The 24,304-nt window shown below is 73.8% G+C and carries 26 protein-coding genes and 1 pseudogene; 18 read left to right on the forward strand and 9 right to left on the reverse strand.

Translation table 11 applies throughout. The features are described 5' to 3' along the window. Positions 1 to 243 precede the first annotated feature (243 nt). The 11 genes from AB0O09_RS01705 (at position 244) to AB0O09_RS01755 (ending at position 9,465) form a co-directional block, all read left to right on the forward strand. A complete protein-coding gene (locus AB0O09_RS01705) occupies positions 244 to 621 on the forward strand; it encodes a hypothetical protein (protein WP_363539107.1) in 378 nt (125 codons plus the stop codon). 102 nt (positions 622 to 723) lie between these two features. After that, positions 724 to 1,209, forward strand: a complete 486-nt coding sequence (locus AB0O09_RS01710; protein ID WP_363539109.1) for an ATP-binding protein — start codon at positions 724 to 726, stop codon at positions 1,207 to 1,209. Between the two features lie 391 nt (positions 1,210 to 1,600). After that, positions 1,601 to 3,268, forward strand: a complete 1,668-nt coding sequence (locus AB0O09_RS01715; protein WP_363539111.1) for a molybdopterin-dependent oxidoreductase — start codon at positions 1,601 to 1,603, stop codon at positions 3,266 to 3,268. A 31-nt stretch (positions 3,269 to 3,299) separates the two neighbouring features. Beyond that, positions 3,300 to 3,950, forward strand: coding sequence for a fasciclin domain-containing protein (locus AB0O09_RS01720; RefSeq protein ID WP_363539113.1), 651 nt, complete (start codon positions 3,300 to 3,302; stop codon positions 3,948 to 3,950). Between the two features lie 323 nt (positions 3,951 to 4,273). Beyond that, positions 4,274 to 4,426, forward strand: coding sequence for a hypothetical protein (locus AB0O09_RS01725; protein WP_363539115.1), 153 nt, complete (start codon positions 4,274 to 4,276; stop codon positions 4,424 to 4,426). Between the two features lie 32 nt (positions 4,427 to 4,458). Then, entirely contained in the window at positions 4,459 to 4,593 is a 135-nt protein-coding gene (locus AB0O09_RS01730) for a hypothetical protein (RefSeq protein WP_363539117.1), read from the forward strand. A 181-nt stretch (positions 4,594 to 4,774) separates the two neighbouring features. Next, complete coding sequence (locus AB0O09_RS01735) at positions 4,775 to 5,224, forward strand: ATP-binding protein (protein ID WP_363539119.1); 450 nt, start codon at positions 4,775 to 4,777, stop codon at positions 5,222 to 5,224. 254 nt (positions 5,225 to 5,478) lie between these two features. Then, complete coding sequence (locus AB0O09_RS01740) at positions 5,479 to 6,060, forward strand: GNAT family N-acetyltransferase (RefSeq protein ID WP_363539121.1); 582 nt, start codon at positions 5,479 to 5,481, stop codon at positions 6,058 to 6,060. A gap of 18 nt (positions 6,061 to 6,078) precedes the next feature. Beyond that, complete coding sequence (locus tag AB0O09_RS01745; RefSeq protein WP_363539123.1) at positions 6,079 to 6,837, forward strand: carbon-nitrogen hydrolase family protein; 759 nt, start codon at positions 6,079 to 6,081, stop codon at positions 6,835 to 6,837. 157 nt (positions 6,838 to 6,994) lie between these two features. Next, positions 6,995 to 7,624, forward strand: a complete 630-nt coding sequence (locus AB0O09_RS01750; RefSeq protein WP_363539125.1) for a nucleoside monophosphate kinase — start codon at positions 6,995 to 6,997, stop codon at positions 7,622 to 7,624. A 203-nt stretch (positions 7,625 to 7,827) separates the two neighbouring features. Continuing rightward, the gene (locus tag AB0O09_RS01755; protein ID WP_363539127.1) at positions 7,828 to 9,465 is read left to right on the forward strand and encodes a hypothetical protein; all 1,638 of its coding nucleotides are present in this window, start codon (positions 7,828 to 7,830) and stop codon (positions 9,463 to 9,465) included. 157 nt (positions 9,466 to 9,622) lie between these two features. On the opposite strand, the gene AB0O09_RS01760 is transcribed toward AB0O09_RS01755, so the two are convergent. Further along, a complete protein-coding gene (locus AB0O09_RS01760) occupies positions 9,623 to 10,555 on the reverse strand; it encodes a DNA-3-methyladenine glycosylase 2 family protein (protein ID WP_363539267.1) in 933 nt (310 codons plus the stop codon). A 400-nt stretch (positions 10,556 to 10,955) separates the two neighbouring features. Here AB0O09_RS01760 and lexA point away from each other — a divergent pair, with 400 nt between their 5' ends. The 3 genes and pseudogenes from lexA (at position 10,956) to AB0O09_RS01775 (ending at position 12,835) form a co-directional block, all read left to right on the forward strand. Further along, the gene (lexA, locus tag AB0O09_RS01765) at positions 10,956 to 11,621 is read left to right on the forward strand and encodes a transcriptional repressor LexA (RefSeq protein ID WP_363539129.1); all 666 of its coding nucleotides are present in this window, start codon (positions 10,956 to 10,958) and stop codon (positions 11,619 to 11,621) included. Positions 11,622 to 11,899: 278 nt separating this feature from the next. After that, positions 11,900 to 12,321 (forward strand): annotated as a pseudogene (locus tag AB0O09_RS01770) (FAD-dependent monooxygenase); the annotation flags it as partial. A 37-nt stretch (positions 12,322 to 12,358) separates the two neighbouring features. Further along, positions 12,359 to 12,835, forward strand: coding sequence for a hypothetical protein (locus tag AB0O09_RS01775; RefSeq protein WP_363539131.1), 477 nt, complete (start codon positions 12,359 to 12,361; stop codon positions 12,833 to 12,835). 61 nt (positions 12,836 to 12,896) lie between these two features. Here the strand turns inward: AB0O09_RS01775 and AB0O09_RS01780 are convergent, their stop codons facing one another. Continuing rightward, positions 12,897 to 13,658 (reverse strand): SDR family NAD(P)-dependent oxidoreductase, encoded by a 762-nt coding sequence (locus AB0O09_RS01780; RefSeq protein ID WP_363539133.1) that lies wholly within the window; start codon positions 13,656 to 13,658, stop codon positions 12,897 to 12,899. A 639-nt stretch (positions 13,659 to 14,297) separates the two neighbouring features. Beyond that, positions 14,298 to 14,909, reverse strand: coding sequence for a CGNR zinc finger domain-containing protein (locus tag AB0O09_RS01785; protein WP_363539135.1), 612 nt, complete (start codon positions 14,907 to 14,909; stop codon positions 14,298 to 14,300). Between the two features lie 103 nt (positions 14,910 to 15,012). Between AB0O09_RS01785 and AB0O09_RS01790 the strand changes: the two genes are divergently transcribed. Further along, a complete protein-coding gene (locus AB0O09_RS01790) occupies positions 15,013 to 15,861 on the forward strand; it encodes an SDR family NAD(P)-dependent oxidoreductase (protein ID WP_363539137.1) in 849 nt (282 codons plus the stop codon). 118 nt (positions 15,862 to 15,979) lie between these two features. Here the strand turns inward: AB0O09_RS01790 and AB0O09_RS01795 are convergent, their stop codons facing one another. The 4 genes from AB0O09_RS01795 to AB0O09_RS01810 form a co-directional block, all read right to left on the reverse strand. Then, positions 15,980 to 16,966, reverse strand: coding sequence for a hypothetical protein (locus tag AB0O09_RS01795; protein WP_363539139.1), 987 nt, complete (start codon positions 16,964 to 16,966; stop codon positions 15,980 to 15,982). Between the two features lie 112 nt (positions 16,967 to 17,078). Continuing rightward, on the reverse strand, positions 17,079 to 18,506 hold the full coding sequence (locus AB0O09_RS01800; RefSeq protein ID WP_363539141.1) for a DUF4190 domain-containing protein: 1,428 nt from the start codon (positions 18,504 to 18,506) through the stop codon (positions 17,079 to 17,081). A 310-nt stretch (positions 18,507 to 18,816) separates the two neighbouring features. Further along, a complete protein-coding gene (locus AB0O09_RS01805; protein ID WP_363539143.1) occupies positions 18,817 to 19,281 on the reverse strand; it encodes a hypothetical protein in 465 nt (154 codons plus the stop codon). Positions 19,282 to 19,500: 219 nt separating this feature from the next. Then, entirely contained in the window at positions 19,501 to 19,863 is a 363-nt protein-coding gene (locus AB0O09_RS01810) for a hypothetical protein (protein WP_363539145.1), read from the reverse strand. 540 nt (positions 19,864 to 20,403) lie between these two features. On the opposite strand from AB0O09_RS01810, the gene AB0O09_RS01815 reads away from it, so the two are divergent. The 3 genes from AB0O09_RS01815 (at position 20,404) to AB0O09_RS01825 (ending at position 22,322) form a co-directional block, all read left to right on the forward strand. Further along, positions 20,404 to 21,153, forward strand: a complete 750-nt coding sequence (locus AB0O09_RS01815; protein WP_363539147.1) for a hypothetical protein — start codon at positions 20,404 to 20,406, stop codon at positions 21,151 to 21,153. A gap of 197 nt (positions 21,154 to 21,350) precedes the next feature. Further along, on the forward strand, positions 21,351 to 22,070 hold the full coding sequence (locus tag AB0O09_RS01820; RefSeq protein ID WP_363539149.1) for a hypothetical protein: 720 nt from the start codon (positions 21,351 to 21,353) through the stop codon (positions 22,068 to 22,070). Between the two features lie 114 nt (positions 22,071 to 22,184). Beyond that, on the forward strand, positions 22,185 to 22,322 hold the full coding sequence (locus AB0O09_RS01825) for a hypothetical protein (RefSeq protein WP_363539151.1): 138 nt from the start codon (positions 22,185 to 22,187) through the stop codon (positions 22,320 to 22,322). A 154-nt stretch (positions 22,323 to 22,476) separates the two neighbouring features. Here AB0O09_RS01825 and AB0O09_RS01830 read toward each other — a convergent pair whose 3' ends face one another. Then, on the reverse strand, positions 22,477 to 23,070 hold the full coding sequence (locus AB0O09_RS01830) for a helix-turn-helix domain-containing protein (protein WP_363539153.1): 594 nt from the start codon (positions 23,068 to 23,070) through the stop codon (positions 22,477 to 22,479). Between the two features lie 62 nt (positions 23,071 to 23,132). Continuing rightward, complete coding sequence (locus AB0O09_RS01835; RefSeq protein WP_363539155.1) at positions 23,133 to 24,023, reverse strand: SDR family NAD(P)-dependent oxidoreductase; 891 nt, start codon at positions 24,021 to 24,023, stop codon at positions 23,133 to 23,135. Positions 24,024 to 24,304: the final 281 nt, after the last annotated feature.

Below are 24,304 nucleotides of genomic sequence, written 5' to 3' on the forward strand. Positions count from 1 at the left end.
GCCGGTGGGGATGGGGAGGGACCTGTGCGCCCTCGTTGTTGGTTCGTTCCCCGAGTGGCTGCGGACGGGTCCGGGCCGCAGAACGTAGGCCGTCCGAGTGTCGAAAATTCAAGCGAAAGAAATGGGGCGATCTTCCCGTCCAAGCATCGTCCGTGCGCGAATCAAGGTCATGGAACACCGCCCGGCCCGGGCGCCGACCACTCGGCGTCCGGTGACGAACCCTCAGGAAGGAGGTGCGGGACGATGACTGCCACGCGCACCAGGCGCTCGCTGGCGACCGCCGCGGCCGGCGTGGTCCTCGCCGGCGGCGCCGCCGTGGCCACCTCGGCCACGACCGCCTCGGCCACCACGACCGCGTCCGCCACGTCCTCGGTCACTCACGACAAGGAGTGCCGCTGGTACCCGGCGCACTGGGAGCACAAGCTCGTCCACGGGCACTGGCAGAAGGTCTGGCACCACGGGTACTGGAAGAACGTCTGGCACCCGGGCTGGTGGGACGCCCACCACCACTGGCACCACGGCTACTGGCACAAAATGTGGCAGAAGGCGGGCTGGGAGTGGAAGTGGATTCCCACCCACTGGGAGAAGGTCTGGGTCCCGGCCGGCTGGTACTGCCGCTGACGACACCCGTACGCCCATGCCATCGGCGGGCCCGGTGCCGCCCGGCGCCGGGCCCGCCCTGTCCTCGACAGCCCGCGGGCCAGTGAACCCAGGACCTGAACCATGAACACCGCCCTTCTCCCGCCGCCCGCACCCGCCCCGGCACAGCCGCCCCTGCTGGAATGGACCGTGGCCTTCGGTGACGCCGACCGGTGCGTGGCCGAGGTCCGGGCCGGCGCCCGCGCCTTCCTGACCCGCGCTCACCTTCCCAGGCCGCTGCGCGAGGACGCCCTGGTGGTGATCAGCGAACTCGTCACCAACACCGTGCGTCACACGCACGCCCCGGGAAGCCTCCGTCTCGCCCACGGCCCGTCCGGCCTCGACGTCGACGTCAGCGACACCAGCCGCGTCCTGCCGCAGCCCCGCCTCGCCGAACCCGGCGCCGCTCTCGGCGGCCGGGGCCTGACCCTGGTCGCAGCCCTCTGCGACAGCGTCTCGGTCACCCTGGACACGGCCAGCGGCAAGACCGTACACGCCCACCTCGCCCCGCTCCCGCCGCCGCCCCGCCCGCCCGCGGCCCGGCCGCCCGGCGTCGCCCGCCCGTGGTAGGACGGCGCCTCCGGCACGCGGGAAGACGCAGCCCGCCGACCCTTCCCGGGACCGTTCGCGGCCCGCCGTTCAGCTCCGCCGGCGTGGCCGGGTCGTCGCGGGCCACGGGGCGGGCCGCCCGTCTGTGCGTCGGACTGGATCGGCGAACGGTCCCGCCCCGGGACCGCCCGGCCATCGCCCTCCGGCGGCGCCGGGCAGTTGGGGTTCGCCGCCGGAGGCGACGAGGACGGCTGCCGACAGCCGGAAGTCCCCCGATCGGACCAGCACATCACCCTCGACGGTCCTGCGGCCCCAATGACGGCCCGTCGGCACAGCCGTTCCCCCGACCCTCGGCCCGGCGCGCCGGCGATGCCCACCCATCCGGCCCCGTCCACCCCTCCGAATGCCAGGTGTGAACACACCCGACGATCACCTGACCGGCAGCCAGCGCCCGCCGCGCACCCGCGCCCGGGCCCTGGCCCGGTCCGCTGCCGCCGGTGCGACCGGACTGGCCGCGGCTGGCCTCGCCGTCGCAGCGGGCGAGATCACCGCGGCGTTCACCGGCCCCGGCAGTGCCCCGGTGATCGCAGTCGGCTCCGCAGCGATCGACCTCACACCCACCCCGCTGAAGGAATACGCAGTCCGCACCTTCGGCACCCACGACAAGACCGTGCTGCTGACCGGGATCTACACGACGATGGCGCTGCTCGCCGCCGCAGCCGGCCTGCTGGGCCGTCAGCGGCCCGCCGCCGGCGCGGCCGTCATCGCCGCTTTCGGAGGCGTGGGCGTGTGGGCCGCCCTCTCCCGGCCGACGGCCCGACCCGACGACACCCTCCCGTCCGTCGCCGCCGCAATCGTCGGTGCCGCCGCCCTGTGGTGGCTGGCCCGCCTGCTGCGGGCCGCAGCCCAAGCACCCGCCTCACCCGCGCCAGACGCCACCGTGCCCACCCCCGGCCCCGCGCCCGATGCCGCTCCCCCCGCCGACCGTACTGCCGCCCCCGCCGCCCGCCCGGCCCGTCGCACCGTCCTGGCCGCCACCGGCGCCACCGCCGCCGTTGCCGCCCTCGCAGCCGTCGGCGGCCGCCGCCTCGCCGACAGCCGAGGCGACATCACCGCCGCCCGCGCCGCCGTCCGACTGCCCGCCCCCGCCGTCCCCGCCCGGCCCCTGCCGGCCGGCACCCGGCCGGTCGTGCCCGGCCTCACCACCTTCACCACACCGAACACCGCCTTCTACCGCGTCGACACCGCCCTCACCCTGCCGAAGATCGATCCCCGCGACTGGTCCCTGCGGATCCACGGCCTGGTCGACCACCCCACCGTCGTCACCCTCGACGAACTGCTCCGCCAGCCCCTGGAGGAGATGGACTACACCCTGACCTGCGTCTCCAACGAGGTCGGCGGCACCTACGCCGGCACCGCCCGCTGGCTCGGCGCCTCCCTGCCCGCACTGCTGCGCCGGGTCGGCGTCCGGCCCGGAGCGGACCAACTCATCGCCCGCTCCCGGGACGGCATGACCATCGGCACGCCGCTGGAGTCCGTCCTCGACGGCCGCCGGGCCCTGCTGGCGGTGGGCATGAACGGCGAGGCGCTGCCGATCGCGCACGGCTTCCCCTGCCGGTCCCTGGTGCCGGGCCTCTACGGCTACACCTCCGCCACCAAGTGGCTCGTCGACCTGGAGGTCACCCGCTTCGCCGCCTTCGACCCGTACTGGGTGCGCCGCGGCTGGGACCGCACCGGCGAGGTCAAGACCGCCTCCCGGATCGAGGTTCCCGCGCCGTTCGCCCGGGTGCCGCGCGGCGACGTGCAGCTGGCCGGCACCGCGTGGGCGACCCACCGTGGCATCGCCGCCGTCGAGGTCCGCGTCGACGGCGGGCCGTGGCAGCAGGCCGACCTCGCCGCCGACGCCGGGCCGGACCTGTGGCGCCAGTGGTCGCACACCTGGCACACGGCCGCACCCGGCACCCACCGCATCGAGGTCCGCGCCACCGACGCACTCGGCCGCACCCAGCCCGAAACCCGCAAGCCCCCCTTTCCGTCCGGTTCGACGGGCTGGCACAGCACCGTCGTCACCGTCACCTGACACACCACCACGACCACCTCAGGAGCACACCATGTCCCGTCTCCCCCGACCCAAGTCGTTCGCCGTCCTGCTGGCCGCGGGCTCGCTCGCCCTCGGCGCGAGCGCGTGCAGCGGCGGCGGCGGATCCTCCGCCGCCCCGGCCGCGTCGACGGCCGCCTCAGCCCCGTCCAGCTCCGCCTCCCCGGGCGCGGGCGGAGCCTCGCCGACATCCCAGCCGTTCGGCGCGGCCTGCTCCGCCGTCCCCGCTGACGGCGCCGGCAGCTTCGCCGGCATGGCCCAGGACCCGGTCGCCACCGCCGCCTCGAACAACCCGATGCTGTCCACCCTCGTCACCGCCGTCACCCAGGCGGGCCTGGTCGACACGCTCAACTCGGCGAAGGACATCACGGTGTTCGCCCCCACCAACGACGCCTTCGCCAAGATCCCGAAAGCCGACCTGGACGCCCTCCTGGCCGACAAAGCCAAGCTCACCAAGGTCCTCACCTACCACGTCGTCCCCGAACGGCTCGCCCCCGCCACCCTGCCCGGCGACCACAAGACCCTCGAAGGCGGCACGGTGACCGTCACCGGCTCAGGCGAGGACTACACCGTCAACGGCAACTCCAAGGTGCTGTGCGGGAACGTGCAGACCGCCAACGCCACCGTCCACATCGTCGACACGGTCCTCCTGCCCCCGTCCTGAGAACGCTCTGCGCGGCCCGGGGACCCACCCCGCCCCGTGCCCGGCCGGAACCGGCGCCGGGCCGGCCACCGGCACGGCAAGTCGCCGCCGGCGGAGCGCCGTCGTCCGAGGACCGGTTGTCGGGGCGCCTGAATCTGCGGCGGGCCGGAGTCCCGCCGCAATCCCGAAGGCTCACCTCCCGTATCCCTTGGCTTCGGGTCGTGAGCAGGGCGGGTGGCTCTGTTCACGAGTTCCCACAGCAGATCTTCGCGACTTGGGGAAGCACTCCCGCGGGGCCGTGTTCGATCTGTCCGCTTCGGCTGCGCGACGGCGCGGTCGGCGAGGTGCGGCTGAACGCCGACATGCCCTCCGGCCTCGACATCATGGGGTCGCCGTACCGGGTGCAGAAGCCGGACCTGCGCCCGGGCGACCGCCTGCTGATGCACACCGGCGGCGTGCAGGAACGCGCCGGGAAGCCGTCGACCTGCCCGCACTGATCCGCGACACCGCAGGCGAACGTCCCCGCGAGATGGTGTCCGCTCTGCCGGACGCGGTCACCGGCGCCTTCAGCGGCCACCTGGCGGACGACGCCACCGTGCTGTGCCTGGACCAGTACGGCCCCCGCCCCCGGCGGCCGCGCCGCCAGTGCCGGGCGGACACCTGACCCGGCCGCTCCCGCCGACTCGGGCGCAGTCCGGAGACTCTTGGGGCCCGCCGAGCGACGCCGTCCGGGCACCGGTTCCACGGCGATTGCCGGATCGACTGTTCTACCTTCCCGTGCCGGGGTAGGCGCACGCCGGAAGCAGAACCGTGCGGACCCCGATCCGTGGACGGCGGTGATTCGGATGACGGCACCCACCTCCTCCCTCGGCCGCCGGCCCGGGGAGACCGCAGGCGGCGGCGAGCGGGTGTTCGGCCTGCGTCTGGAACACGATCCGCGCGCGGCGGCGACCGCCCGCCACGCGGCCCGCCCGGTGCTCAGCGCATGGGGACTGGACGACGACCAGCTCTACGACACCCTGCTGGTCCTCTCCGAGCTCGTCACCAACGCCGTCACCCACGGCCGGCCCCCCGCGGTCCTGCACCTGCACGCCGCCCAGGACAGCCCGGGTCGGGTCCAGGTCCACGTCAGCGACGGAGGACCGCAGGGAGCCCCGGCCGGCTGGGCCGCCGACCGGCCCGTCGACGAACGCGGCCGCGGTGCCTCGATCGTCGCAGCGCTCGCCGACACCACCGGAATCACCGACCGCACCGGAACGCTGATCGACCATTGGGCCGACATCCCCGCCGCCTGAACCACCGCCGGCCGACCCGTCGGCGGACTGCCCCGGCGAGGTGCGGGGGATGCAGGCCGATCCGTCGCCATCTCCCCAGTGGGCCGCCGTCCCCCAGCGGGTTCTTCACGAGCGTCCCTCCTCGCGTGCGGGGCCGCAGCGCATCGCACACGTCGCGAAGCGGTCCGGCCGTTACCTGCTCTGCCCGGCATCCTGGCCACGCCGGCACCGGGACCCATGGCGCTGCGGGCCGGTGATCTTGAATAATCCGGGGCATGCCCTCTCTCGTCCCGCCCACCGTTCCGATCGGCTTCCTCTCGGCGCGGCCCCAACCCGCCTTGGACGCCGGGGGCGGTGCGCACCTGCGGCCATGGGTTCCCGGCGACGCCCGGGCGGTGATGGGTGCTTATCAGGATGCCGAGATCGAGCGCTGGCACGTGCGCCGGGCGGATTCGGTCGCCGAGGCGGAGGAGTGGATCGAGGGATGGCGCGGCGGATGGGCAGCCGAGACGGAGGCGAGCTGGGCAGTGGTCGACTCCGCGAGTGACGCCCTGCTGGGCCGCGCCGCCCTCAAGGCACTCGACCTCGCGGACGGCACCGCACAGGTCGCCTACTGGACCGTTCCGGCCGCACGGGGGCGCGGCGTCGCTCCACGCGCCGTCGAAGCCATGGCTGCCTGGGCGTTCGACACGGTCGGCTTCCAGCGACTCGACCTCGAACACGCGGTGGGCAACACGGCGTCGTGCCGGGTGGCCGACAAGACCGGCTTCCCGCTGGAGAGCGTCCGCCGCAGCGCCTGGCTCCAGACGGACGGACGGCACGACGCGCACGTGCACGCACGCCTCCGGTCGAACTGATCCCCCAGGAGGAGAACCGTGAGGAACCCGCTGACAGTCGCTGTGGTGCAGCCCGTCTGGGCAGGACCCGACGTCCTCGCCAACGCCGAGCGACACGCGCAGGCCATCGAGGAGTCCGAGGCGCGACTCCTGGTCTTTCCCGAACTCTCGCTCACGGGATACGACCTGGACGCCCAGTCGCTCGCCGTGGACGACAGCCGCCTGCAGCCGATCACGGAGGCCTGCCGCTCGACCGGCGCCGTGGCACCGGTCGGTGCACCGGTGCGTGACCCGGACGGCCGGGAGTGCATCGCCACCCTGGCCGTCACCGGCGAGGACACGACGCCGGTCTACCGGAAGATGCACCTGCACGGGCCCGAGTCCGACCGCTTCACCCCCGGCGCGGAACCGGCGGTGCTCACCGTCGACGGATGGAGGCCGGGGCTGGCCATCTGCTACGACGCCGCCGTTCCCCAGCACGCCGCGGACACGGCGGCGCTCGGCATCGACGCCTATGTCGCCAGCACCATCTACGGCCCCGGGCCCGCCTCTTCGGCCCGCCGCGACTCCCACATGCGTGAGCGCGCCATCGCCCACGGGACCTGGGTCGTCCTCGCCACGGCCGCCGGTAGCAGCGGCACCTTCCCGCAGACCTCCGGCGGCTCGGGCATCTGGACCCCGGACGGAGAGCCGGCGGCGCAGGCCGACACCGGCGCCGGCCGGACGGTGGCCTTCACGATCCGAACGCCGGCCCGTTCCGGTACGGCAAGACCCCTCCCCGGTGGCGGCCCGGTCTGACTTCCCGGCGCCGTGACGGCTGCAGCTCTCGGCAGCCGGATTCCGGAGCGCAGGACCTCGGTGGTCTCATGGAGGAGCTGCACCCGGCCGGGGCATTCCGTCCCGACGGCGAAGTGAGGGAGCATCGACTGTGCGCGTCGTCTTCCACCGGCCACCGATGGTCGAGCGGGAAAACCTGGCCGGCGCCCTCGCCGAGGCCTTGGCCGTGCCGCGCATCCACCTCGGCGACCTGGTGCGCACCCACATCTCCCAGAGGACCGAACCGGGGATCCGGGCCGCCGACATGAGCAGCTCCGGGATGCTGCTGTCGGACGGGTTGCTCGCCGAGATCGTCGGCGACCGCATGTCCCGGACGGCGCCGACCGGCTTCCTCCTCGACGGATACCCGTGCAACCCGGCCCAGGCGCTCGCGCTGGACGACGTCCTGCGGGAACTCGGGACACCCCTCGACGGCGCGCTGACCCTGCGTCTGTCCGAATCCGAGAGGGTGCGTTACCTCCGCCACCGGACCGCACTTCACCTCTGCGCTGCCGACCCGACCCACCGCTTCCACCCGGAGACTGACACCGTTCCGGACGACGGCATCTGCATCATCTGCGGAGGTGCGTTGTACCAGCGCGACGACGAGGAACACGTCCGTCGGCTGGTCGGCGAGCACGAAGCGCGGCTGGAGCTCGTGGCGCAGTACTACGCCCAGCAGCACCTCCTCCTCGAACTCGACGCGAGCGGTACGTCCGCCGAGGTGACGAGCCGCGGGGTCGGGGCGCTCCGGGAGCGGAGGCGCTGACTTCGGCGGGCTGTGGACGGCTCGGACCGCGGCTCACGGGCCTCGGCCCGGGCTGGCCCGGCCCAACTGCACGGGGAGCTCCGAACGAGTGTCTGCAGCAGGCGGTCTGACCAGGGCTCGAAATTTCGTGCGGGGCCGAATCGTCCGCGCTACGGTATGGGCCGTTCGGGGCCTGCCGGCCCCCGGTAGAGAGCGATGCCTCCGTGCACTCTTCTTCTTCCCCACGTCGTCTCGGCCGTTCCACCGCCGTCGCGGCGGCCGTCGGAGTGGTGCTGATCGCCGTGGGTTCGGTGCAGCCCGCCTCGGCGCACGCCGCCGGCAAGGACCGCCCCTCGGTGGGTTCTCCGGGTACCTCGCCCGCGAGCACGTGCGCGGGTGGCACGGTGCTCGGCGACACGTCGGTGGCCTTCCGTGCCCGGCTGCAGGATCCGGCGGGTACGGCGCTGAGTGCCGAGTTCCGGCTCGTCCGTGCGGACCGGCCGGAGACGGCGGTCATGACGGTGGGTCCGGGGAAGCTGACCGTGGCGTCGGGTCAGGAGGCGGTGGTGGAGGTGTCCGCCGCGACGTTCGAGAACGCCGCGGGTGGGCGGATCACCGACTTCGTGTGGCAGTTCCGGGCGGACGCCGACGGTCTCAAGAGCCAGTGGTCGCCGCAGTGCCGGTTCGCCTTCGACCCGACCCGGCAGGGTGCGCCGGTCGTCGCGGGGCCGAGCGGCGCGGTGATCGGCAAGCCGGTGACCGTGACGGTGGCGCCTCCGGCGGACGGTTCGGTGCCGGCCGGCTACTCGTACCAGCTGAACGTGGGTGCTCCGGTGGAGGTCCCGGCCGACGGCGGCCGCGCGGTGATCACGCTGAAGCCCGACCGGGCCGTCAACACCCTCACGGTCACCAGCCTTTCCCCCGGTGGGAACTCCGGCGGCAGGGTGCAGCTGACGTTCTCCGCCGCGGCGCCGCCGCCGAACCTCACGACCGCCGATCTGACCGGTGACGGTGTGCCCGACCTGGTGACGGTCGGTGGACGCGACGGGCTGCCGTCGGGCATCTGGCTGGCTCCCGGCACCGGCGACGGCCACGTCGGCCCCGCCGTGAACATCGGCGCGGCGGGCCCGGGCTTCAGCACCGAGCCCACCCCGTCCGACTGGGACGGCGCGGTGCCGCTCACCGGACGGTTCACCGGCGGTTCCTTCCAGGACCTGCTGTTCTACTACCCGGGCGGCATCCGGGCCGGCCGCTTCGGGGTGCGCGCCGGCGACGGCGGTGGAGGTGCGCTGCCCACGGGCGGGCCGAACGGTGACCTCACCGACTGGGTGGGCAGCTACCCCTCGCAGGTCGCCGAGGCCGGTACGGTCTCCGGCCGCGCCACCGGGTTCCCGGACCTGCTGGGCATAGCGCCGGACGGCTCCGGCGGCACCGCGCTCAGCCTGTACCCGGCGGGCTGGGTCACCGGCATGTTCGACATGCCGACGGCGCTGAACGTCCGTACCCCCGACGGCACCGACTGGAACGACTGGACGATCGCCTCGACCGAGGTCGCCGCGCCGGGCGGCACCACCAGCACCGCGCTGTTCCTGTGGAAGAAGTCCACCGGCGAGCTGGACGTGTGGAAGGACCTGGCCGCCGACCCGAACACCGGCGCCCTGACCTACCACGCGTTCCCGGTGGCCACCGGCTGGAACACCGGCGCCGACGTGCAGCTCCGGGCCGCGGACATCGACTCGGACGGCACCCCGGACCTGTGGACGGTCGGTGCGGGCGGCCAGGTCACCGCGAACCTGTTCCACGGCCTGTCCGCCACCGGACCGGCCGGCCTCACCCGGGTGAACAGCACCCTCTCCCACTGATCCCGCGACGGCAGCCGATGCGCCCCCCGGACCTCCCGGGGCGCATCGGCGTGTCCGGCCTCCGCCGAACCGCGTGCGCCCGGTCGGCCGTCCGGCGCACTCGCGTGCTGACGGGGTGCCCTTCCTCGCTCCACACACGATCGGAACGAGGCCGGGCCTACCGGCGGCGGTGGTCGTTGGGTGCCAGGCGCGGCCCGAACCGCGGTGCGCGGACGCCGAGGGTGCGGATGAGGCGGCAGACGCGGTGGCGGTGGCCGGCGTAGGGGGCGAGGAGTTCGAGCATCTCCTCGTCGGTGCCGCGGGCCTTCCCGGCGAGGGCCCAGGCGACGGTGTTGGGCAGGTGGAGGTCGCCGACGGAGACCGCGTCCGGGTCGCCGTTGCAGCGCTGCAGGGTCTCGGCGGCGGTCCACGGGCCGATGCCCGGTACGTGCATCAGCCGGGCCGCCGCCTCGGTGCCGGGCATGGCGGAGGCCTCCTCCAGGCGGGGCGCGAGCCGTACCGCGCGGAGGATCGTCCCGGTGCGCTTCGCATCGACCCCGGCGCGGTGCCAGGACCAGGAGGGCACGAGTGCCCATTCCCGTGCCGACGGCGGGACCGCGAGCCCGAGTTCGGCGCCGGGCCCGGGTGCCGGGGTTCCGTGGCGGCGCAGCAGGTACCGCCAGGCGCGGTGCGCCTCGGTCACGGTGACCTTCTGCTCCAGGACGGACGGCACGAGCGAGTCCATCACCAGCCCGCTGGCGCCCAGGCGCAGCCCGGGGTTGCGGCGCTGGACGTCCCGCAGCTTCCCCGGCGGCAGCACCAGTCCGTCCGGCCGGTCGTTCGCGCCGAGCATCGCCGGGAGGCGCTCCAGCAGCCAGTCCGCGCCCGGCCCCCACGCGGTCGCGGCGACGGCGCCCTCGGTCGGCCGGGCCGCGATCCGCAGCGTCCCCGGGCCCGCCGGGGTGCGCGACGCCCGCCACACGGTGCCCGCCTGCACGAGGATCGTCGGATCGCCGGCTCCGCGGCGCAGCGGCGCGACCACCGCGGGCAGGTCGAGCGGGTACGGCGGGCGCCAGGTGCGCGATCGTGCTGCGCCGTCCACCACTCTCATCCTCACCGCCATGCCCGTGTCGTTCGACGCCGCCGTGGTCCGGCGGCACCGGGGCACCGTACGCGACCAGTCTGACAGTGTCCGCCGAGCCGTCGAGGTTCCGGTGCCGCCGGCGATCGGCCTGCCGGACCGCGGTGGCCCGGGTCGGCTGTGTCCTGCTGGTTGCGCGACGATTCGGCGACACGCTGAATTCGAACTAGGGTTCTACGAAAATTTGTTCGATCCCACCTCCGGGCCACCCGCCTCGCCCCGCTCACCCTCGCCCCCGGCACCACCGGCCGGGACTTCCGCTGACCACCCGCCGGTGCACAGGTGCGGGTCCGCCGGCCGACCGGGCGCTGTCAGTGGCGCGGGCTACCGTCGAGGTCACGGCCACGACCAGCAGGAGGGGACAGCAGCCATGGCAGACAGCCCCGGCACGCTCGTGCACGGCCGGCGCCGCGCGGTGGGCCGCGACGGCCTGACGGACCGGCAACGGGCCATCCTCGCGGTGATCGCCGACCACACCGCCGCCCGCGGCTACCCGCCCACCCTGCGCGAGATCGGGCGGGCCGTGGGCCTGTCCAGCAGCTCCTCGGTCGCCCACCAGATCAACCGCCTCCAGGACCTCGGCCACGTCGAGGCCGACCCCCAGCGCACCCGCACCTACCGCCTCACCGCCACCCGCCCCACCGCCCCCGGCGGCCCGGAGCGAGGCTCGGTGGCCGTTCCCCTGGTCAGCCCGGGTCACGCCGGAGGCCCGCTCGCCGCCGTGCACGACGAGGACGTGCTGCACCTGCCCCGCCGGATCGTCGGCGACGGCGAACTGATCGCACTCACCGTCCGCGGCGCCGCCACGACCGACGGCACGATGCGCGACGGCGACCTCGTCATGGTCCGCCGCCAGGGCGTCGCGGACGACGACGACCTCGTCGCCGCGATGATCGACGGAGAGGCCACCGTCAGCCGCTACCACCGGGACGGCGAACGCACCTGGCTCCTCCCGCACCTCGCCGCCCACCGGCCCGTCCCCGCAGACCGCGCCACCGTCCTCGGCAAGGTCGTCGCCGTCCTGCACACCGTGTAGCACCACCGGGACGACCGGCGGCCCGGCTGCACGACCGGCTGCGGACTGGTCCGTGCAGCGCAGCCCCGTCGCACGTCAGGGCGACCGAACACCCCGAGCGGCGCAGTCCGGCCGCGCACCCGCAGACCGTTGCGCGACCCTGGTCCGACAAGGGCTGGCCGCGAACCCCGAGCGCGGCCGGCCCTGACCACCGGCCGGCGCCCACGTCGCCGGCCCGCCCGGCACGACGTGCGTCCCGGACGACCCGCAACGCTGCCCGCGCCCACCCGGATCGGGGGGAGTTCGACGGACGGGCGCGTGAACTCACCGCACTGATCACGGACACCGACGCCGCACCGGTCCTGCGTCCCCACCACAGCCTGCCGACCGGCCACCGGTGGGACCCCGGGTACCGGGGGGCCTGCTCGGGGACGCCGCCCACCTCGCGGCCCCGAACGGCGAAGGCGCCAACCTGGCCGTGCTCGACGGCGCCGAACTCGGCACGGCACTCGCCGCGCACCCCGACGACGTCGAGGCCGCGCTCGGCGACTACGAGCAGGCCGTGTTCGCCCGCGGCACCGAGGCCGTGGTCTTCGAAGGCGCCGAGGTCGTCCAGGGGATCGACTCCGAGGACGACACGGTCCGGGCCGTGCTCCGGATGATCACCGGACAGGGGCAACGAACCCCGCGAGCCCCGAGCGGTGCTGTCGAACTCCCCTGACAGGAGATGTCAGGGGAGTGCTCCTAGCCTGCGGTCCATGGACAACAGCACCGGCTTCGGCTTCTTCACCGGCACCTACGACGTCGTCAACCGTTGGCGCAAGGACTTCCTCGATCCGACCGAGGGCGACGACCGCTGGGAGGAGTTCCCCGGCATCACCCGCGCCACCGCACACTTCGACGGGCGGGCCAGCTTCGACGAGATCGAGTTCCCGACCAAGGGCTTCAGGGGCCTGACCCTGCGCCTGTACGACCCGGCCGCCGACGCCTGGTCCCTGTACTGGGCGAACGAGCGCACCGGCATCCTCTGCCCGCCCGTCGTCGGCTCCTTCCAGCCGGACGGCACCGGTCTCTTCCACGGCGACGACGAGTACCGGGGCCGCACGGTGCACGTCCGCTTCGTCTGGTCGGAGATCACCGGGACCACCGCCCACTGGGAGCAGGCCTTCTCCGTGGACGAGGGCCTGACCTGGATCACCAACTGGCACATGCACATGACCCGCCGCGAGGACTGACCGCCCCGCTCGCCCGGCCCGGGACCCGGGCCGCGCGGCCGCCGCCGACGCTCGGCCTCGATCAGGGCTTGGGGGGCTGGGCGGCCAGCCACAGGCGGGCCGCGTTGATCTCCAGGGCGGGCTTCTCCCAGAGGCCGGCGACGGCGTCCGCGAGGTCCTTGACGTCGGTGAAGCCGGCGAACTTCGCGTTCGGGCGTTCGGCGCGCATGGCGTCGTGGACCAGCGCCTTCACCACCAGGATCGTGGCCGCGGCCTGCGGGCCGTCGTCCCCTCCGGCCTTGCGGAAGTCGTCGGCGAGGGCGAGCGTCCATGCCTCGGCGGCGGCCTTCGCGGCCGCGTAGGCGGCGTTCCCGGCGGTGGGCCGACTGGCACCCTCCGCGCTGATCAGTACGAACCGGCCTCGCCCGCTGCGCAGGAGGGCGTCGTGGAAGGCGAGCGAGGTGTGCTGGACGGTGCGCACCAGCAGGTCCTCCAGGACGGTCCAGTCCCCGAGGTTCGTCTCGGCGAACGTCGCCGAGCCGCGCCAGCCGCCGACGAGGTGGACCAGGCCGTCGATGCGCCCCGAATCCTTCTCGATGCGGTGCGCCCAGGCGCGGGTCGCGTCCGGGTCGAGCAGGTCGACCGTGTCACCGGTCACGGTGGCGCCGCCGTGCGCGGAGCGGGCGGCGTCCACCGCGTCCGCGAGCCGTGCGGCGTCCGCGTCGGCCGCGACGACCGTGGCACCCGCCGCGGCGAGCCGCAGCAGGGCCGCCCGCCCCGCGGGGCCGGCCGCGCCCGCCACGGCGACGACCGCGCCGTCCAACCCGTTCCGGTCCGTGCTCACGTCCACAGGTCTCCCGTCCGAGTGCCGCCGACGATGCCCGGCACCTGCACCGTGCGTCACTCTCGGTGCTGCAATGGCTGCTTCTGGTGCTTCGGATCATAGGGGCCGGGGTCGGCCCGGCCGTGCTGCGAGGGCCTGACCCGCCGTCGGTCCGGGGCGCGGTCCGCCGTACGGCGGTGCGGGCCGGCCGCACCGGGGCAGCCCCGTAAGGGCGGAAAGGCCACCCGTCAGTCACTGCCGGGTGCCCCGAGGATGCAGGGCAGGGAGCAGGCCACCGCCGAGGAGGGCGCGGTGGTGGTGGGGCGGTGCCGGGCGGCGAGTTCGCGGGGACGAAGCTCGCGGAGGCGGTGTTCTTCAACGGCAGTGCCGGCAGCAGGGAGTCGCAGTGGACCGCGCGGCTGGTTCCGGCCGCCAGGGCGAAGGTGCCGGCGGCCTGCCGGCAGCCGGGCGTGACCGAGTCGTTGACGGTCACCGACGCGGCGTCGTTGACGATTGGGTCGAACGCACCTCCGGTGGTGCGCCCACCGGTTCGACGGCGATTCGATGAACGGTCTTCCCGGCCCGGGTGCTGGGAGGGGAGGCGTGCTCGGGGGCCGCGTCGTGCCGCGATCGCCGCCCTTCCCCGCCGGAGGGGCGGTCTCACGCCTCGGAGGGCGCAGCGCCACCGTTCCGCTGTCGCCGTCGGTGTTTGCGCATGGACACCTGGGAGCCGCAGCCGGTACTGCAGTAGAGCCCGCCCCCGTTGCGGGTGCGGTCGAGGAAGCCGAAGTGGCACGGGGGGTTCCGGCACGCCTTGATGCGCCCCCAGTCACTGCTCTGCGCAAGCGTCGTCACCGCGGCCAGGACGGTTCCGAACACGCGCGGCACCCCCGTCTGCGGTGAGGCGAGCTCGGCACCGCCGGCCGTGACCACCGTCGCCAGCGGGTAGAGCGGGCCCACGCGTCGCAGGTGCCGTTCGGCGCGCAGCAGTTGCTCGCCCTGGCCGTCCTCGTCGCCCGAGTGTGCGAGGAGCACGGTCACCAGGGCGTCGCGCAGCTCGCGCGCGACCGCGGCGTCGGCGTCGGTCACCACGGTTTCGCCGCCGTACTCCTGGCGCTCCGCCAGCCACGCCGCGAACGAGTCCCCGTCCGCGAACAGCTCCCGGCGACCCGATCCGTCCGCGCGCGTGTTCACGAACGCGAGCACGGTCTCCACCGTCGGCGTGAGGGTGCGCGGGCTTGGTGCGGGGGATCCGGCTGCCGCAGTGGTCATGCCCCCACACTACACCAGCGTGATCGGTTCTAATCCGTCTAGTGGGCAACCTGGCGACCGATCCAGGTTGACGCGTTGCGAGCTAAAGCTTTACGGTCGCAACATGAATGGGACATTCAACCACCAGGCCCACCTCCGTACCTGGCTGATCACCGGCGCGACGTCCGGCATCGGCCGTGAACTGACGCTCCAGGCACTGCAGAACGGCGAAGCCGTCTCGGCCCTCGCCCGCGACACCTCCCCCCTGGACGAACTGGCGCAGGCGCACGGTGAGCGCCTGCTCCTCCTCCGGGCGGACGTCCGGGACGAGCGAGCCGTCCGGGACGCCGTGGACAGCACGCTCGCGCGGTTCGGCCGCATCGACGTCGTGGCCAACAACGCGGGATACGGACTGTTCGGAGCCGTCGAGGAGGCCTCCGACACCCAGGTCCGCGCCGTGTTCGACACCAATGTCTTCGGCGTGCTCAACGTGCTCCGCGCGACGCTGCCGGTGCTCCGGGCCCAGCGGTCCGGGCACGTCCTCCAGGGCTCCTCGGTCTACGGGCAGTCCGCCCACCCCGGCGTGGGCCTGCTCGCCGCCACCAAGCACGCGGTCGAGGGGCTGTCGGACGCGCTCGCGGCCGAGGTCGCACCGCTCGGCATCAAGGTCACGCTGATCCAGCCCGGCCTGACCGCGACCCCCTTCCTCGCCAACCTCGACGTCGCAGCCGGCCTGGCCGACTACGACCCGACCGTCCGCGAGGTCCAGAAGGGCATCGGAGAGCTGCCGGCGTCCGCGTTCTCCGACGCGGCGCGGATTGCCGCGGGCATCCGGACCGCGGTCGACAGCCCCAACCCGCCGCTGCGCCTGGCGCTCGGCGCCTCCAGCGCGACGGGCATGCGCCCCGCTCTGGAGGCACGGATCGCGGACCTGGACAGCTGGCAGCGGGTGACGGACGCCGTCGACGGGTAGCCCGTCCCGTCGGCAGGCAGCCGATCGAGAACCTGTCGAGGGGCGCGGGGGTCACGCCCGGAAACGCCCGGCCCGGACTTGGTCGTGCGGCCTGCCGCGGCCGGGGCCGGGCCGGACCTCACACCGGGACGACGACCAGGCCCGCGACGTACCGGGCCAGCCGCGCCGGGCCGTGCCCGGCGAGCGCCCGGTCGACGTAGCCGGGCACCGCGGGCCGCAGACCGGCGGTGACATGGCGAAGGAGGGCGCCGTGGTCGAACTGCGGCAGCCGCCCGGGGGAGTCGAGCAGGGTGGTGCCGTCGGCGGACCGGGCCGCACACGGACGGTAGCGGCTCAAGGAGTCGAGAACGCTCCGGGCCACCGCGCCCGCGCCGGACTGAGGTTCGGTCAGCAGGGGGCGCAGCCGGCGGTGCACACCCTGCCGGGCGAGGTCCGCATCCGTCGCCAAGGGTGGACGCGGCTCGGCGCCGGGGGCGAGGAGCGGGGCGAACGGCACGGCGGACCCCGACAACCCGGGCCCGTCGAGGCCGCCGAACCGGAGACCGGCGGTCTCGGCCTCTGCCGCCCGGAGCCGGAGGTTGGCGCGGACGGCGAAGGCGGGCAGCAGGGCGGCGGCCTCGGTGCAGGGCCGGCGGTCGTCCGCGACGGGATCGGCCGTGGCGCCCTCCTCGGCGCCCTCCTCGGCGTCGGCGTCCGCGGCCTCGTCGCGCCCGGGGTGGAGCAGCAGTGCGGCGGGCACGTCGAAGTGCTGTGCGGTGTACAGCAATCGGGTCAGCTGCAAGTCGGCGTCCGCCCGGCGGTCCGAGCCGATCCGCCAGACACCCGCGTGGTGGGTGAGAGTCCGCGACTGGATCAGACAGCCGAACCCCCGCCCGTCCGGTTCCACCCACCACCAGAGCAGATCGGCGCCGGTGGCCCTCCCGTGGTGGCTGTTGAACGAGACGCACCGCGCCTCGGGCGGCAGCTCCCGCAGCAGTCTCCGGACGATCTCCTCCTCCGCCGTGAAGCTGCCGCGGAAGAGTTCCGCCGCCGGTGTCCGGCGGCGACGGCTGCGGGCGACGGCGCGGCCGTCGATCGGCATACGGGCTCGGCCGGCCAGTCCCATCGGGCTGCACCCCCTCCGATGCCCGGGCCGACGGCCGGGCGGCACCGTCGTCGTGGTCGAGGACCCATGATGGCTCATCGCCACCTCCGGGCGGCGCCCCGGTGGCGTGTGCTCAGATCCGCACGGCCGCACGGCGACCGGTGTCCGGCGCCAGCACCGGCGCCGGGCCGTCCGTCCGGGTGCCGCCGGAGCCGTCCGAGCGGTTCACCCGGCTGTCGTCGGTGCCCAGCCGCAGGGCCGCCCGCACCGCCTTCGGCCGGTCGTAGCCCAGGTACCCGGTGGCGGCGGCGAGCTCGTCCTGCAGCGTCTTCGTGTCCTTCGCGTCCTTGGCCGCGGCCAGGTGCGGCAGGGCCTTGTGCAGCTCCTCTGCCAGGGCCACGACCGGCCGGGACGCGGCGCCGCCCCAGGCGTGGGCGCTCAGCTCGCCGATTTCCAGGCGCACCCCGCCGGCGAGGGTGTCGGCCCAGGCCCGGAAGGCGGCCGGGTCGTCGGCGGGCTCGGCCCGCGGCTGCATCGCGAAGGCCTGGTCCACGCGGTGCTCGGCACCGAGGTAGGCCATCTGGTCGGCGTCGAACCGTGCGAGGTCCTGCTGGAGCGACCCGGTCAGACGATCGGTGGTGTCGGTGAGGAAGCAGGTCGAGCGGCGGCCGGTGCCCTGCAGCGCCCAGGCGTGCTCGTCGGGGTAGAAGAAGTGCACCTCGACGGCGACCGGGAGCTTCCAGCCGTCGGGGGCGAAGCCGAGCAGCGCGTCGTTGCAGCCCTTCGTCGCGTCGGCGATCACCGCGGCCCTGCCCGGGTAGGACTTCTCGTCGGAGGGCGCCCTGCCGAAGACCTCGCCGTAGTGCGGCTCGGTACAGTCGACCGGCCGGACGTCGGTGACGCCGTCCGTGCCCGCCCCCGCGGGCTTGACGAAGCACTGGCCCGCGACGAGTTCGAAGACGTTCCAGGGGCCGGAGTGGGGGCTGCCGGAGCCGGAGCCGGAGCCGGTACCGGTGCCGGAGTCGGAACCCGGGTACGAGGTCGGCAGGTCGGGGGTCGTCGTCATCAGCGCGACGACCATCACCACCGCCAGGGCGACCGCCCAGACACCGCCCAGCGCGATGCCGGCGACCGCAAGCCCGCGTCCGCGCTCGTTGCGCCGGCGCACCTCGCGCAGCGCGGCGACGCCGAAGGCGATCGCACCGATCCACAGCAGGCAGGCGCCGCCGACGATGCCGAGGACGAAGGAGGTGACGGCGAAGCCGTTCCAGCGGGTCGGCGGACCGGGCGGCGGCTGCCAGCCGAGCGGGCCGGGTACCGCGTACGGCGCACCGGTGCCCCAGCCCTGGGCGCCGTAGGAGGCGAAGCCGCCGGGCGGCACCGCACCGGGCTGCGGGTACGGCCCGGGCGCACCCCACGGGTCGCCGGCCGGCGGCGGACCGTATCCGTAGGACGGGACCGGCGGCGGCGCGTCTGCGGACGGCGGGGCGAAGGCTCGGGCGAAGGCGTCGTTCTCGGCGGCCGAACCGTCCGGCGAGGGGACGTCCTGGTCGGACGGCATGAGGTGGGCTCCCTGGGCGTGGTGCGCGCCGGACGGGATCGTTCGACGGCGGCGCGAATATAGCGGATCACCCGGACGCCCGTCCGACGGGCGACCTGACGCCGCCCCGGCGCACCCCGGCCGACGAACTCGCGGACCTGGCAGAGGATCCCCTCAGCCCTGGCGGTGCCGGTCGGCCGCGATGGCCCAGCGGCGGAGCATCAGGAAGACGACGACGAGCCCCGCACCAGGGCGAAGTCGCACGGGCTGGTCCGTCGCGGCATGTCCGTCCAGGGCATCGCGAACAGGCCGCGCTCTGTCCTGTCAGCCGTCAGCCGTCAGCCGGGACACCCACGTTGTCGTCGCCGAACGGGACACCGACCTGCCACCGGGTGCCGCTGAACGGCGGGTCCGTGTTGGGCGCGAGGCCCACCGTGCCGTCCCCGGTACGGCCGTCCAGGAACCGGTTGCCCTCGACGGTGCCGAGGCACTTAAAGGTGGTCGAGCCGTCGCTCAGCCGGGTGGCGAGCCACCTGGTGCCGCTGAACGGCGGGTTCGTGTTGGGTGCGAGGCCCACCGTGCCGTCCGCGGTGCGGCCGTCCAGGAACCGGTTGCCCGGCACGTCGCCCTGGCAGACCAGCGTGACGACACCCTCCGGGCCGCCGTGCATCTCCCAGCGGGTCCCGCTGAACGGTTCACCGGAATGCGGCGCGAGACCGACCGTCCCGTTCCCCGTCCGCCCGTCCAGCAGACGTGGACCCGAGACGGATCCGAGGCAGGTCAGTACGACGTTCATGGCCGGCTCCTTCCTCCGCCACCACGTGGTGGCCGTGGACAGCAAGGAGCACACGGCAGGAGAGGCAGCATGCCCCTACGTCCAATCTGCGCCTGCCAGTTGGAACCGTCAAACGCGTTGACGGACAGTAGTCACCGGCCGTTCCCGGGCGTTGTCCTCGGCGGTGCGGCCCGAGGGCACCGCGACCGTCGGCCGCACTCGAGGTGGTGTCGCAGCCCGCTACGCGGCGGTGCGGCCGTTTCGCGCCGTGGCGCGGTTGCCGGCGACCATCCGACCGAGGTGGACGGCGTTGACGAGGCCGGCCGTGACGGCGATGGCGAGCTGGAGCGGGGGGCCGATCCATTCGACCGGAGTGTCCCAGAAGACCGCGGGCAGGGGCATGGTGAGGAGGCCGAAAGGTGCGGTGGCGAGGGCGAGCCACAGACCGGCGAACGAGGGGTCGTGGATGACGTACGTGGCGTGGACGTCGAGACCGACCGCGGCTGCGACCAGGACCAGGTAGGCCCGCGAGAGCATGTTGTCGAACGCGGGGGCCAGCAGAGCGGGGATGCGGCGAGGTCGGGGGGCGGCGTCGCGGGTCATGGCTTTGTTCCCTCGGTGGGCGGTTGCTGTTGCACCAAGAGTGGATCACCGTCGCGGGCCCGGTCCTGAGTAGGAATACTCATCACGCCCCGCCACGGATGCGCAGCGGGTGACGTCCGGTCAGCCCGGCCCGGTTGTGACGGGGTGGCAGGATGACGTGGTGTCCGACCCCCTTCACGAACCGTGGCTGCGCGGCATCGCCTTCAACCCGGCGGCGCCCTCCGAGGTGCTGATACGCCTGCTGGATCGAGCGGCCGGCTTCTCGTAACGGACGATCCGGTGTAGCCGTCGAATAGCGCCGCCTGACTGGGCAACGCCGGACCTTGCATCGCCCGCCCGCCCGGCCGAGTTCGTCGTGCCCGAGCAGCCGTCCTCACAGCCCAGGAGCTGAAGCCCCCGTCACGGCAAGCGCTGTTGCAGCGCTCGTACTCCGACGGGAGGACCGGCTGGTTCCACACGACCGGCGGACAGTCAGAAAGTGTGCGAACGGTTAAGGTTCGCAAGGTCGGTCCAGTCCGTCTTCTCGTCGCATCCCCGCGGATGGGAGAACTCATGTCCGGGACGCCTTGCGCCACGCTCCGCACCTTCGTCGGCGGGCCGCTCCGCAGGCTGGGCGTGGTGCTCCTGGTGCCGGTCCTTGCAGGTTGCGGGGGCGGTGGTGACACCGGCCCGGGGCCGGGCGCCGCGGCCGGCGCGACGCAGACGACGACCGACCTCGGCGCGACGCCGCTGGCGGAGGGCTCGGGTCAGCAGCCCCAGGACCAGCGGGCCAAGGGCGGCGGCAACCAGGGCAGCTTCAAGACGGCGGGCCAGGTCTCGGCCAACGCCAGCGGGCAGTGGCCCATCGTGCAGATCGGTCTGTCGAGTTCGACGAATGCGAGCTTCACGGCGACCATCAGCAATGTCCGGGACTGCGCCACCGGCAAGTTCACCTCCTCGGAAACGCGGCAGGTCGAGGTGGTGGACGGGAACAGCGCGGTGCCCGCCGGCTTCACGCTGAGCGGCAACCCTCCGCCCAACAGCAACCCGACCCTCTGCATCAGCGTCACCATCGACGGCGAGACGCACACCGTCACCGCCGCGACCACGGTCGACGTCCCCGGCAAACCTGCGGGCGGCGGCAACCCCGACAACCCCGACGAGAACCCGGACACCCCCGGCGGTAACACCCCGGACAATCCGAATCCGAACAATCCGAATCCGGGCGGTGAGAACCCCGGAGACGAGAACCCTGGAAACCAGTCGTCCGGCGAGCCCGCACCCGCCCCCCGGCCTGCGAGTCCCCGCTGACCGCTGACGGCGGGCAGGATCCCGGCGACGGCGAAAGCTCCGCAGGCACCCAGGCGCAATCACCACCACCGCCGGGCCGGTCGTGGAGCAGCTGGATCGGCCTGCTCGCCTCCTGGATCGCGCCGACCACCTTCATCACGGCCCTGCTCTTCTTCTTCGGCTACGCCTACACCGACTCGCTGTACCACTACTTCGGTGTGGACGCCGCGACCCTCAACTTCTCCACGCAGGACCTGCTGCTGCGCAGTTCGCCCGCGCTGTACCTGCCTGCCGGCGTGCTGCTGGGCGTCGGCCTGCTGGCCGCCCTGGGCTATCACCTGGCGACGCGGACGATGCGCCGCAGTGCGGACGGCGGCCGGATCGTGCGCCGGGCCCGCCTGACGGTGGTGGTGGCCGTACCGCTGTTGGTGCTGGGCTTCCTCGCCGGGTTCGAGGTGATCGACGCCGGCCCGATGGGTACCCCGCTGTTGCTCGGCGGAGCCCTGCTCGTGGTGGTGCTGGCCCGGCTCCTGGCCGTCCGGGTGGGGGGAGCGCCGTATCCGCTGGCCGGGGAGCGGGCGGCGCTCGGCATCAGTGCGGCGCTCATCGTGCTCTGCTCGTTCTGGGCCGCCGGCGGCTTCGCCCACCAGAAGGGAACGGCCGACGCGCGGTGGCTGGCCGGCAACCTCGTGCTGCGTCCCGCGGTGGTGCTCGACACCACGGAACGGCTGTATCTCCAGTGGCCCGGTGTGGAGGAGCGGACGCTGCCGGACGCCGGGGCGAGCCAGCGCTACCGCTACCGTTACCGCGGCATGCGGCTGCTCGCGCAGGCCGACGACCGGATGTTCCTGATCCCGCGTGACTGGACCTGGGAGGACGGCAACGTACTGATCCTCCCAGTGGACGCGGGTGTGCGGATCGCCTTCCATCCGGGCTGATCCGCGTCCGGCTCGGACGTGCAGCGCCTCGGGCGACCGGCGCCCGTCGACGTCCAGTAGCTCCACGTCGACATCAGCGGCCGCCGCCTCCTGTACCACGGCGAACACGACTACGTGGTGCGCAGGCCCGGGGAGGGCTCCTTCGAGGCGACCGGCCTGAACCACCTGGCCGGCCATCTCGTGGAAGCGCAGGGTGAAGTCGAACGGCAGTACTTCTTCGTGACCGAATGGTCCGTTCTGGACGACGACTGACGCGGTGACTGACCCGAGGCGGTCGACTGCCCGCTCCGCTCGCGCCGGCAGCCGCCCCCCCGGCACGGGGCGGCTGCCGGTGTGGTCGGGAGCGGCGGCCGGCCTGCGGCGTTCGCCACCCTGTCGCGGTGGTGCGGACGGTGTTATAGGTGTTCTAGGTGTTCGGTGGTGTGGTGTCCGGTGGCGTGGTTCGCAGGCCGCCCAGGAACGCCGCGAGGTAGCGGCGGGCGGTGTCGATGCGGTCGGCGGGCGTGCCGCCGTGGACGTCGACGGCGTGGGCGATACCGCACATGAGCGGGACGAGGTCGGCGGCGTCGAGGTCGAGGCGGACGGTTCCGGCGTCGCGGGCCCGGTCGAGGAGTCGGGTGCCGGCCGACCGGAGCGAGTGCTTGAGTTCCGTGGTGCGCGGGAGTGCGTCGGTGACCGCGGCGGTGACGGGGGCCAGGGAGGCGTCGGTGACCTGTGCCTCGACGGTGCGGAGCAGGAAGCCCTCGAGTGCGCGTCGGGGGTCGGTGTCGGCCATGGCCTGCTCGCCGTGCGCGGCCAGGTCCTCCAGGCAGGGGGCGGCCACCGTTTCCAACAGCGCCTCGGGAGTGGGGAAGTGCCGGTAGACGGTGCCGACCCCCACTCCGGTGCGGCGGGCGACGTCGTTGAGCTGCAGGGGCTCGCCCCGGTCGACCAGGGTGCGGGCGACGGAGACGATCCGGTCCCAGTTGCGGGCCGCGTCCTTGCGCAGGGGCGTCGTCATGGGGACATGCTAATCGGATGGCCCATCCGGAACGGTCTCCGCCGCCCGCGCCGTGCCGGCGGTCAGGCGGCCGGCAGGGGCGCGTGCCGTTCGCTGAGTCGGCGCACGGCTTCGACGACGCGGGGGTCGGTCGCGGCGCGGAGCGGTGCCGTGGGTCGGGCGTCGGCGCCGATGACGACACCGGTCCGGCCGGTCAGGCTCTCATCGGTGGCGGCGGTGATCGAGGGCCTGGCGGCCGTGGACGCCGGACCGGAGGTGGAACGTTCGAACTTGCGGCGCACCAGCGGCCACAGCAGCCGCAGGCCCGGTGAGACGATCCCGGGGTCGGTCATGGTGCCCTTCGTCATGTCCGTCGCGGCGCCTCCGGGGTCGGCCGCGAAGACCGACACGCCGGTGCCGTCCAGTCGCGCGGCCAGGTCGAGCGTGTGGGCGAGGTTGGCGAGCTTGGCCCGGCCGTACCAGTGGAAGCCGTAGTAGCCGCCGGGCGGCTCGACGGCGTCGAACGTGCGCTTGGCGAGTCCGACCGCGCCCGAGGTGACGTTCACGATCCTGCTCGGGGCGCCGGCGGTCAGCGTGGGCAGCAACAACTCCGTCAGCAGGTACGGCGAGAGGTGGTTGACGACGAACGACGCCTCGATGCCGCCCAGAACCACGCGCCGGGGGAACATCGCCCCGACGTTGTTGACCAGCACGGTCAGCGGGTCTCCGGAGGCGGCGTGGTCGGAGGCGATCCGGTCGGCGAGCACGCGTACTTCGTCGAGCGAGCCGAGGTCGGCGGCGAGGAATCGGCCGGGACGCGCCGGGTTCGCCGCATTGATCCGCTCGACCGCCCGGGCGCCCCGATCGGGGTTGCGGCCGACCACGGTGACCGCGTACCCGGCTGTCGCCAGTCCCACGGCCGTCTCCAGTCCGATGCCGGCCGTCCCGGCCGTGACCACGGCTGTCTTCCGCATGTGCGCCTCCACTCGAAATTCGGATAGGTCATCCGCTTAGTGCTGGACGCTAGCACATGCGGATGAACTATCCGCTTGCTGTGCGGTTTCCCGACCGCACGCTCGCGCACTGCAGGCCCGCCTTCGCTGACGCAGTGCCGACGCCCGCCACTCCGACGTCCTCCCGGCCCGGCGCAGGGAGCGTGCCCCGCGTCCGCGGCGGGAGAGGTGTCCGCCGGGGAGGGCCGGCCGGCCCTCCCCGCGTGATCGAGCGACCTGGCGAAGCCGTGAGGTCATCGGCC

The organism is Kitasatospora sp. NPDC093679, assembly GCF_040683455.1.
Lineage (GTDB): Bacteria > Actinomycetota > Actinomycetes > Streptomycetales > Streptomycetaceae > Kitasatospora > Kitasatospora arboriphila.

What these genes read in the sequence shown, in the direction of transcription:
- AB0O09_RS01705 (WP_363539107.1), top strand. Translation starts at nt 244, where the DNA reads ATGACTGCCACGCGCACCAGGCGCTCGCTGGCGACCGCCGCGGCCGGC.
- AB0O09_RS01710 (WP_363539109.1), top strand. Translation starts at nt 724, where the DNA reads ATGAACACCGCCCTTCTCCCGCCGCCCGCACCCGCCCCGGCACAGCCG.
- AB0O09_RS01720 (WP_363539113.1), top strand. Translation starts at nt 3,300, where the DNA reads ATGTCCCGTCTCCCCCGACCCAAGTCGTTCGCCGTCCTGCTGGCCGCG.
- AB0O09_RS01730 (WP_363539117.1), top strand. Translation starts at nt 4,459, where the DNA reads ATGGTGTCCGCTCTGCCGGACGCGGTCACCGGCGCCTTCAGCGGCCAC.
- AB0O09_RS01735 (WP_363539119.1), top strand. Translation starts at nt 4,775, where the DNA reads ATGACGGCACCCACCTCCTCCCTCGGCCGCCGGCCCGGGGAGACCGCA.
- AB0O09_RS01740 (WP_363539121.1), top strand. Translation starts at nt 5,479, where the DNA reads ATGCCCTCTCTCGTCCCGCCCACCGTTCCGATCGGCTTCCTCTCGGCG.
- AB0O09_RS01750 (WP_363539125.1), top strand. Translation starts at nt 6,995, where the DNA reads ATGGTCGAGCGGGAAAACCTGGCCGGCGCCCTCGCCGAGGCCTTGGCC.
- AB0O09_RS01760 (WP_363539267.1), bottom strand. Translation starts at nt 10,555, where the DNA reads ATGAGAGTGGTGGACGGCGCAGCACGATCGCGCACCTGGCGCCCGCCG.
- lexA (WP_363539129.1), top strand. Translation starts at nt 10,956, where the DNA reads ATGGCAGACAGCCCCGGCACGCTCGTGCACGGCCGGCGCCGCGCGGTG.
- AB0O09_RS01775 (WP_363539131.1), top strand. Translation starts at nt 12,359, where the DNA reads ATGGACAACAGCACCGGCTTCGGCTTCTTCACCGGCACCTACGACGTC.
- AB0O09_RS01785 (WP_363539135.1), bottom strand. Translation starts at nt 14,909, where the DNA reads ATGACCACTGCGGCAGCCGGATCCCCCGCACCAAGCCCGCGCACCCTC.
- AB0O09_RS01790 (WP_363539137.1), top strand. Translation starts at nt 15,013, where the DNA reads ATGAATGGGACATTCAACCACCAGGCCCACCTCCGTACCTGGCTGATC.
- AB0O09_RS01795 (WP_363539139.1), bottom strand. Translation starts at nt 16,966, where the DNA reads ATGGGACTGGCCGGCCGAGCCCGTATGCCGATCGACGGCCGCGCCGTC.
- AB0O09_RS01800 (WP_363539141.1), bottom strand. Translation starts at nt 18,506, where the DNA reads ATGCCGTCCGACCAGGACGTCCCCTCGCCGGACGGTTCGGCCGCCGAG.
- AB0O09_RS01805 (WP_363539143.1), bottom strand. Translation starts at nt 19,281, where the DNA reads ATGAACGTCGTACTGACCTGCCTCGGATCCGTCTCGGGTCCACGTCTG.
- AB0O09_RS01810 (WP_363539145.1), bottom strand. Translation starts at nt 19,863, where the DNA reads ATGACCCGCGACGCCGCCCCCCGACCTCGCCGCATCCCCGCTCTGCTG.
- AB0O09_RS01815 (WP_363539147.1), top strand. Translation starts at nt 20,404, where the DNA reads ATGGGAGAACTCATGTCCGGGACGCCTTGCGCCACGCTCCGCACCTTC.
- AB0O09_RS01830 (WP_363539153.1), bottom strand. Translation starts at nt 23,070, where the DNA reads ATGACGACGCCCCTGCGCAAGGACGCGGCCCGCAACTGGGACCGGATC.
- AB0O09_RS01835 (WP_363539155.1), bottom strand. Translation starts at nt 24,023, where the DNA reads ATGCGGAAGACAGCCGTGGTCACGGCCGGGACGGCCGGCATCGGACTG.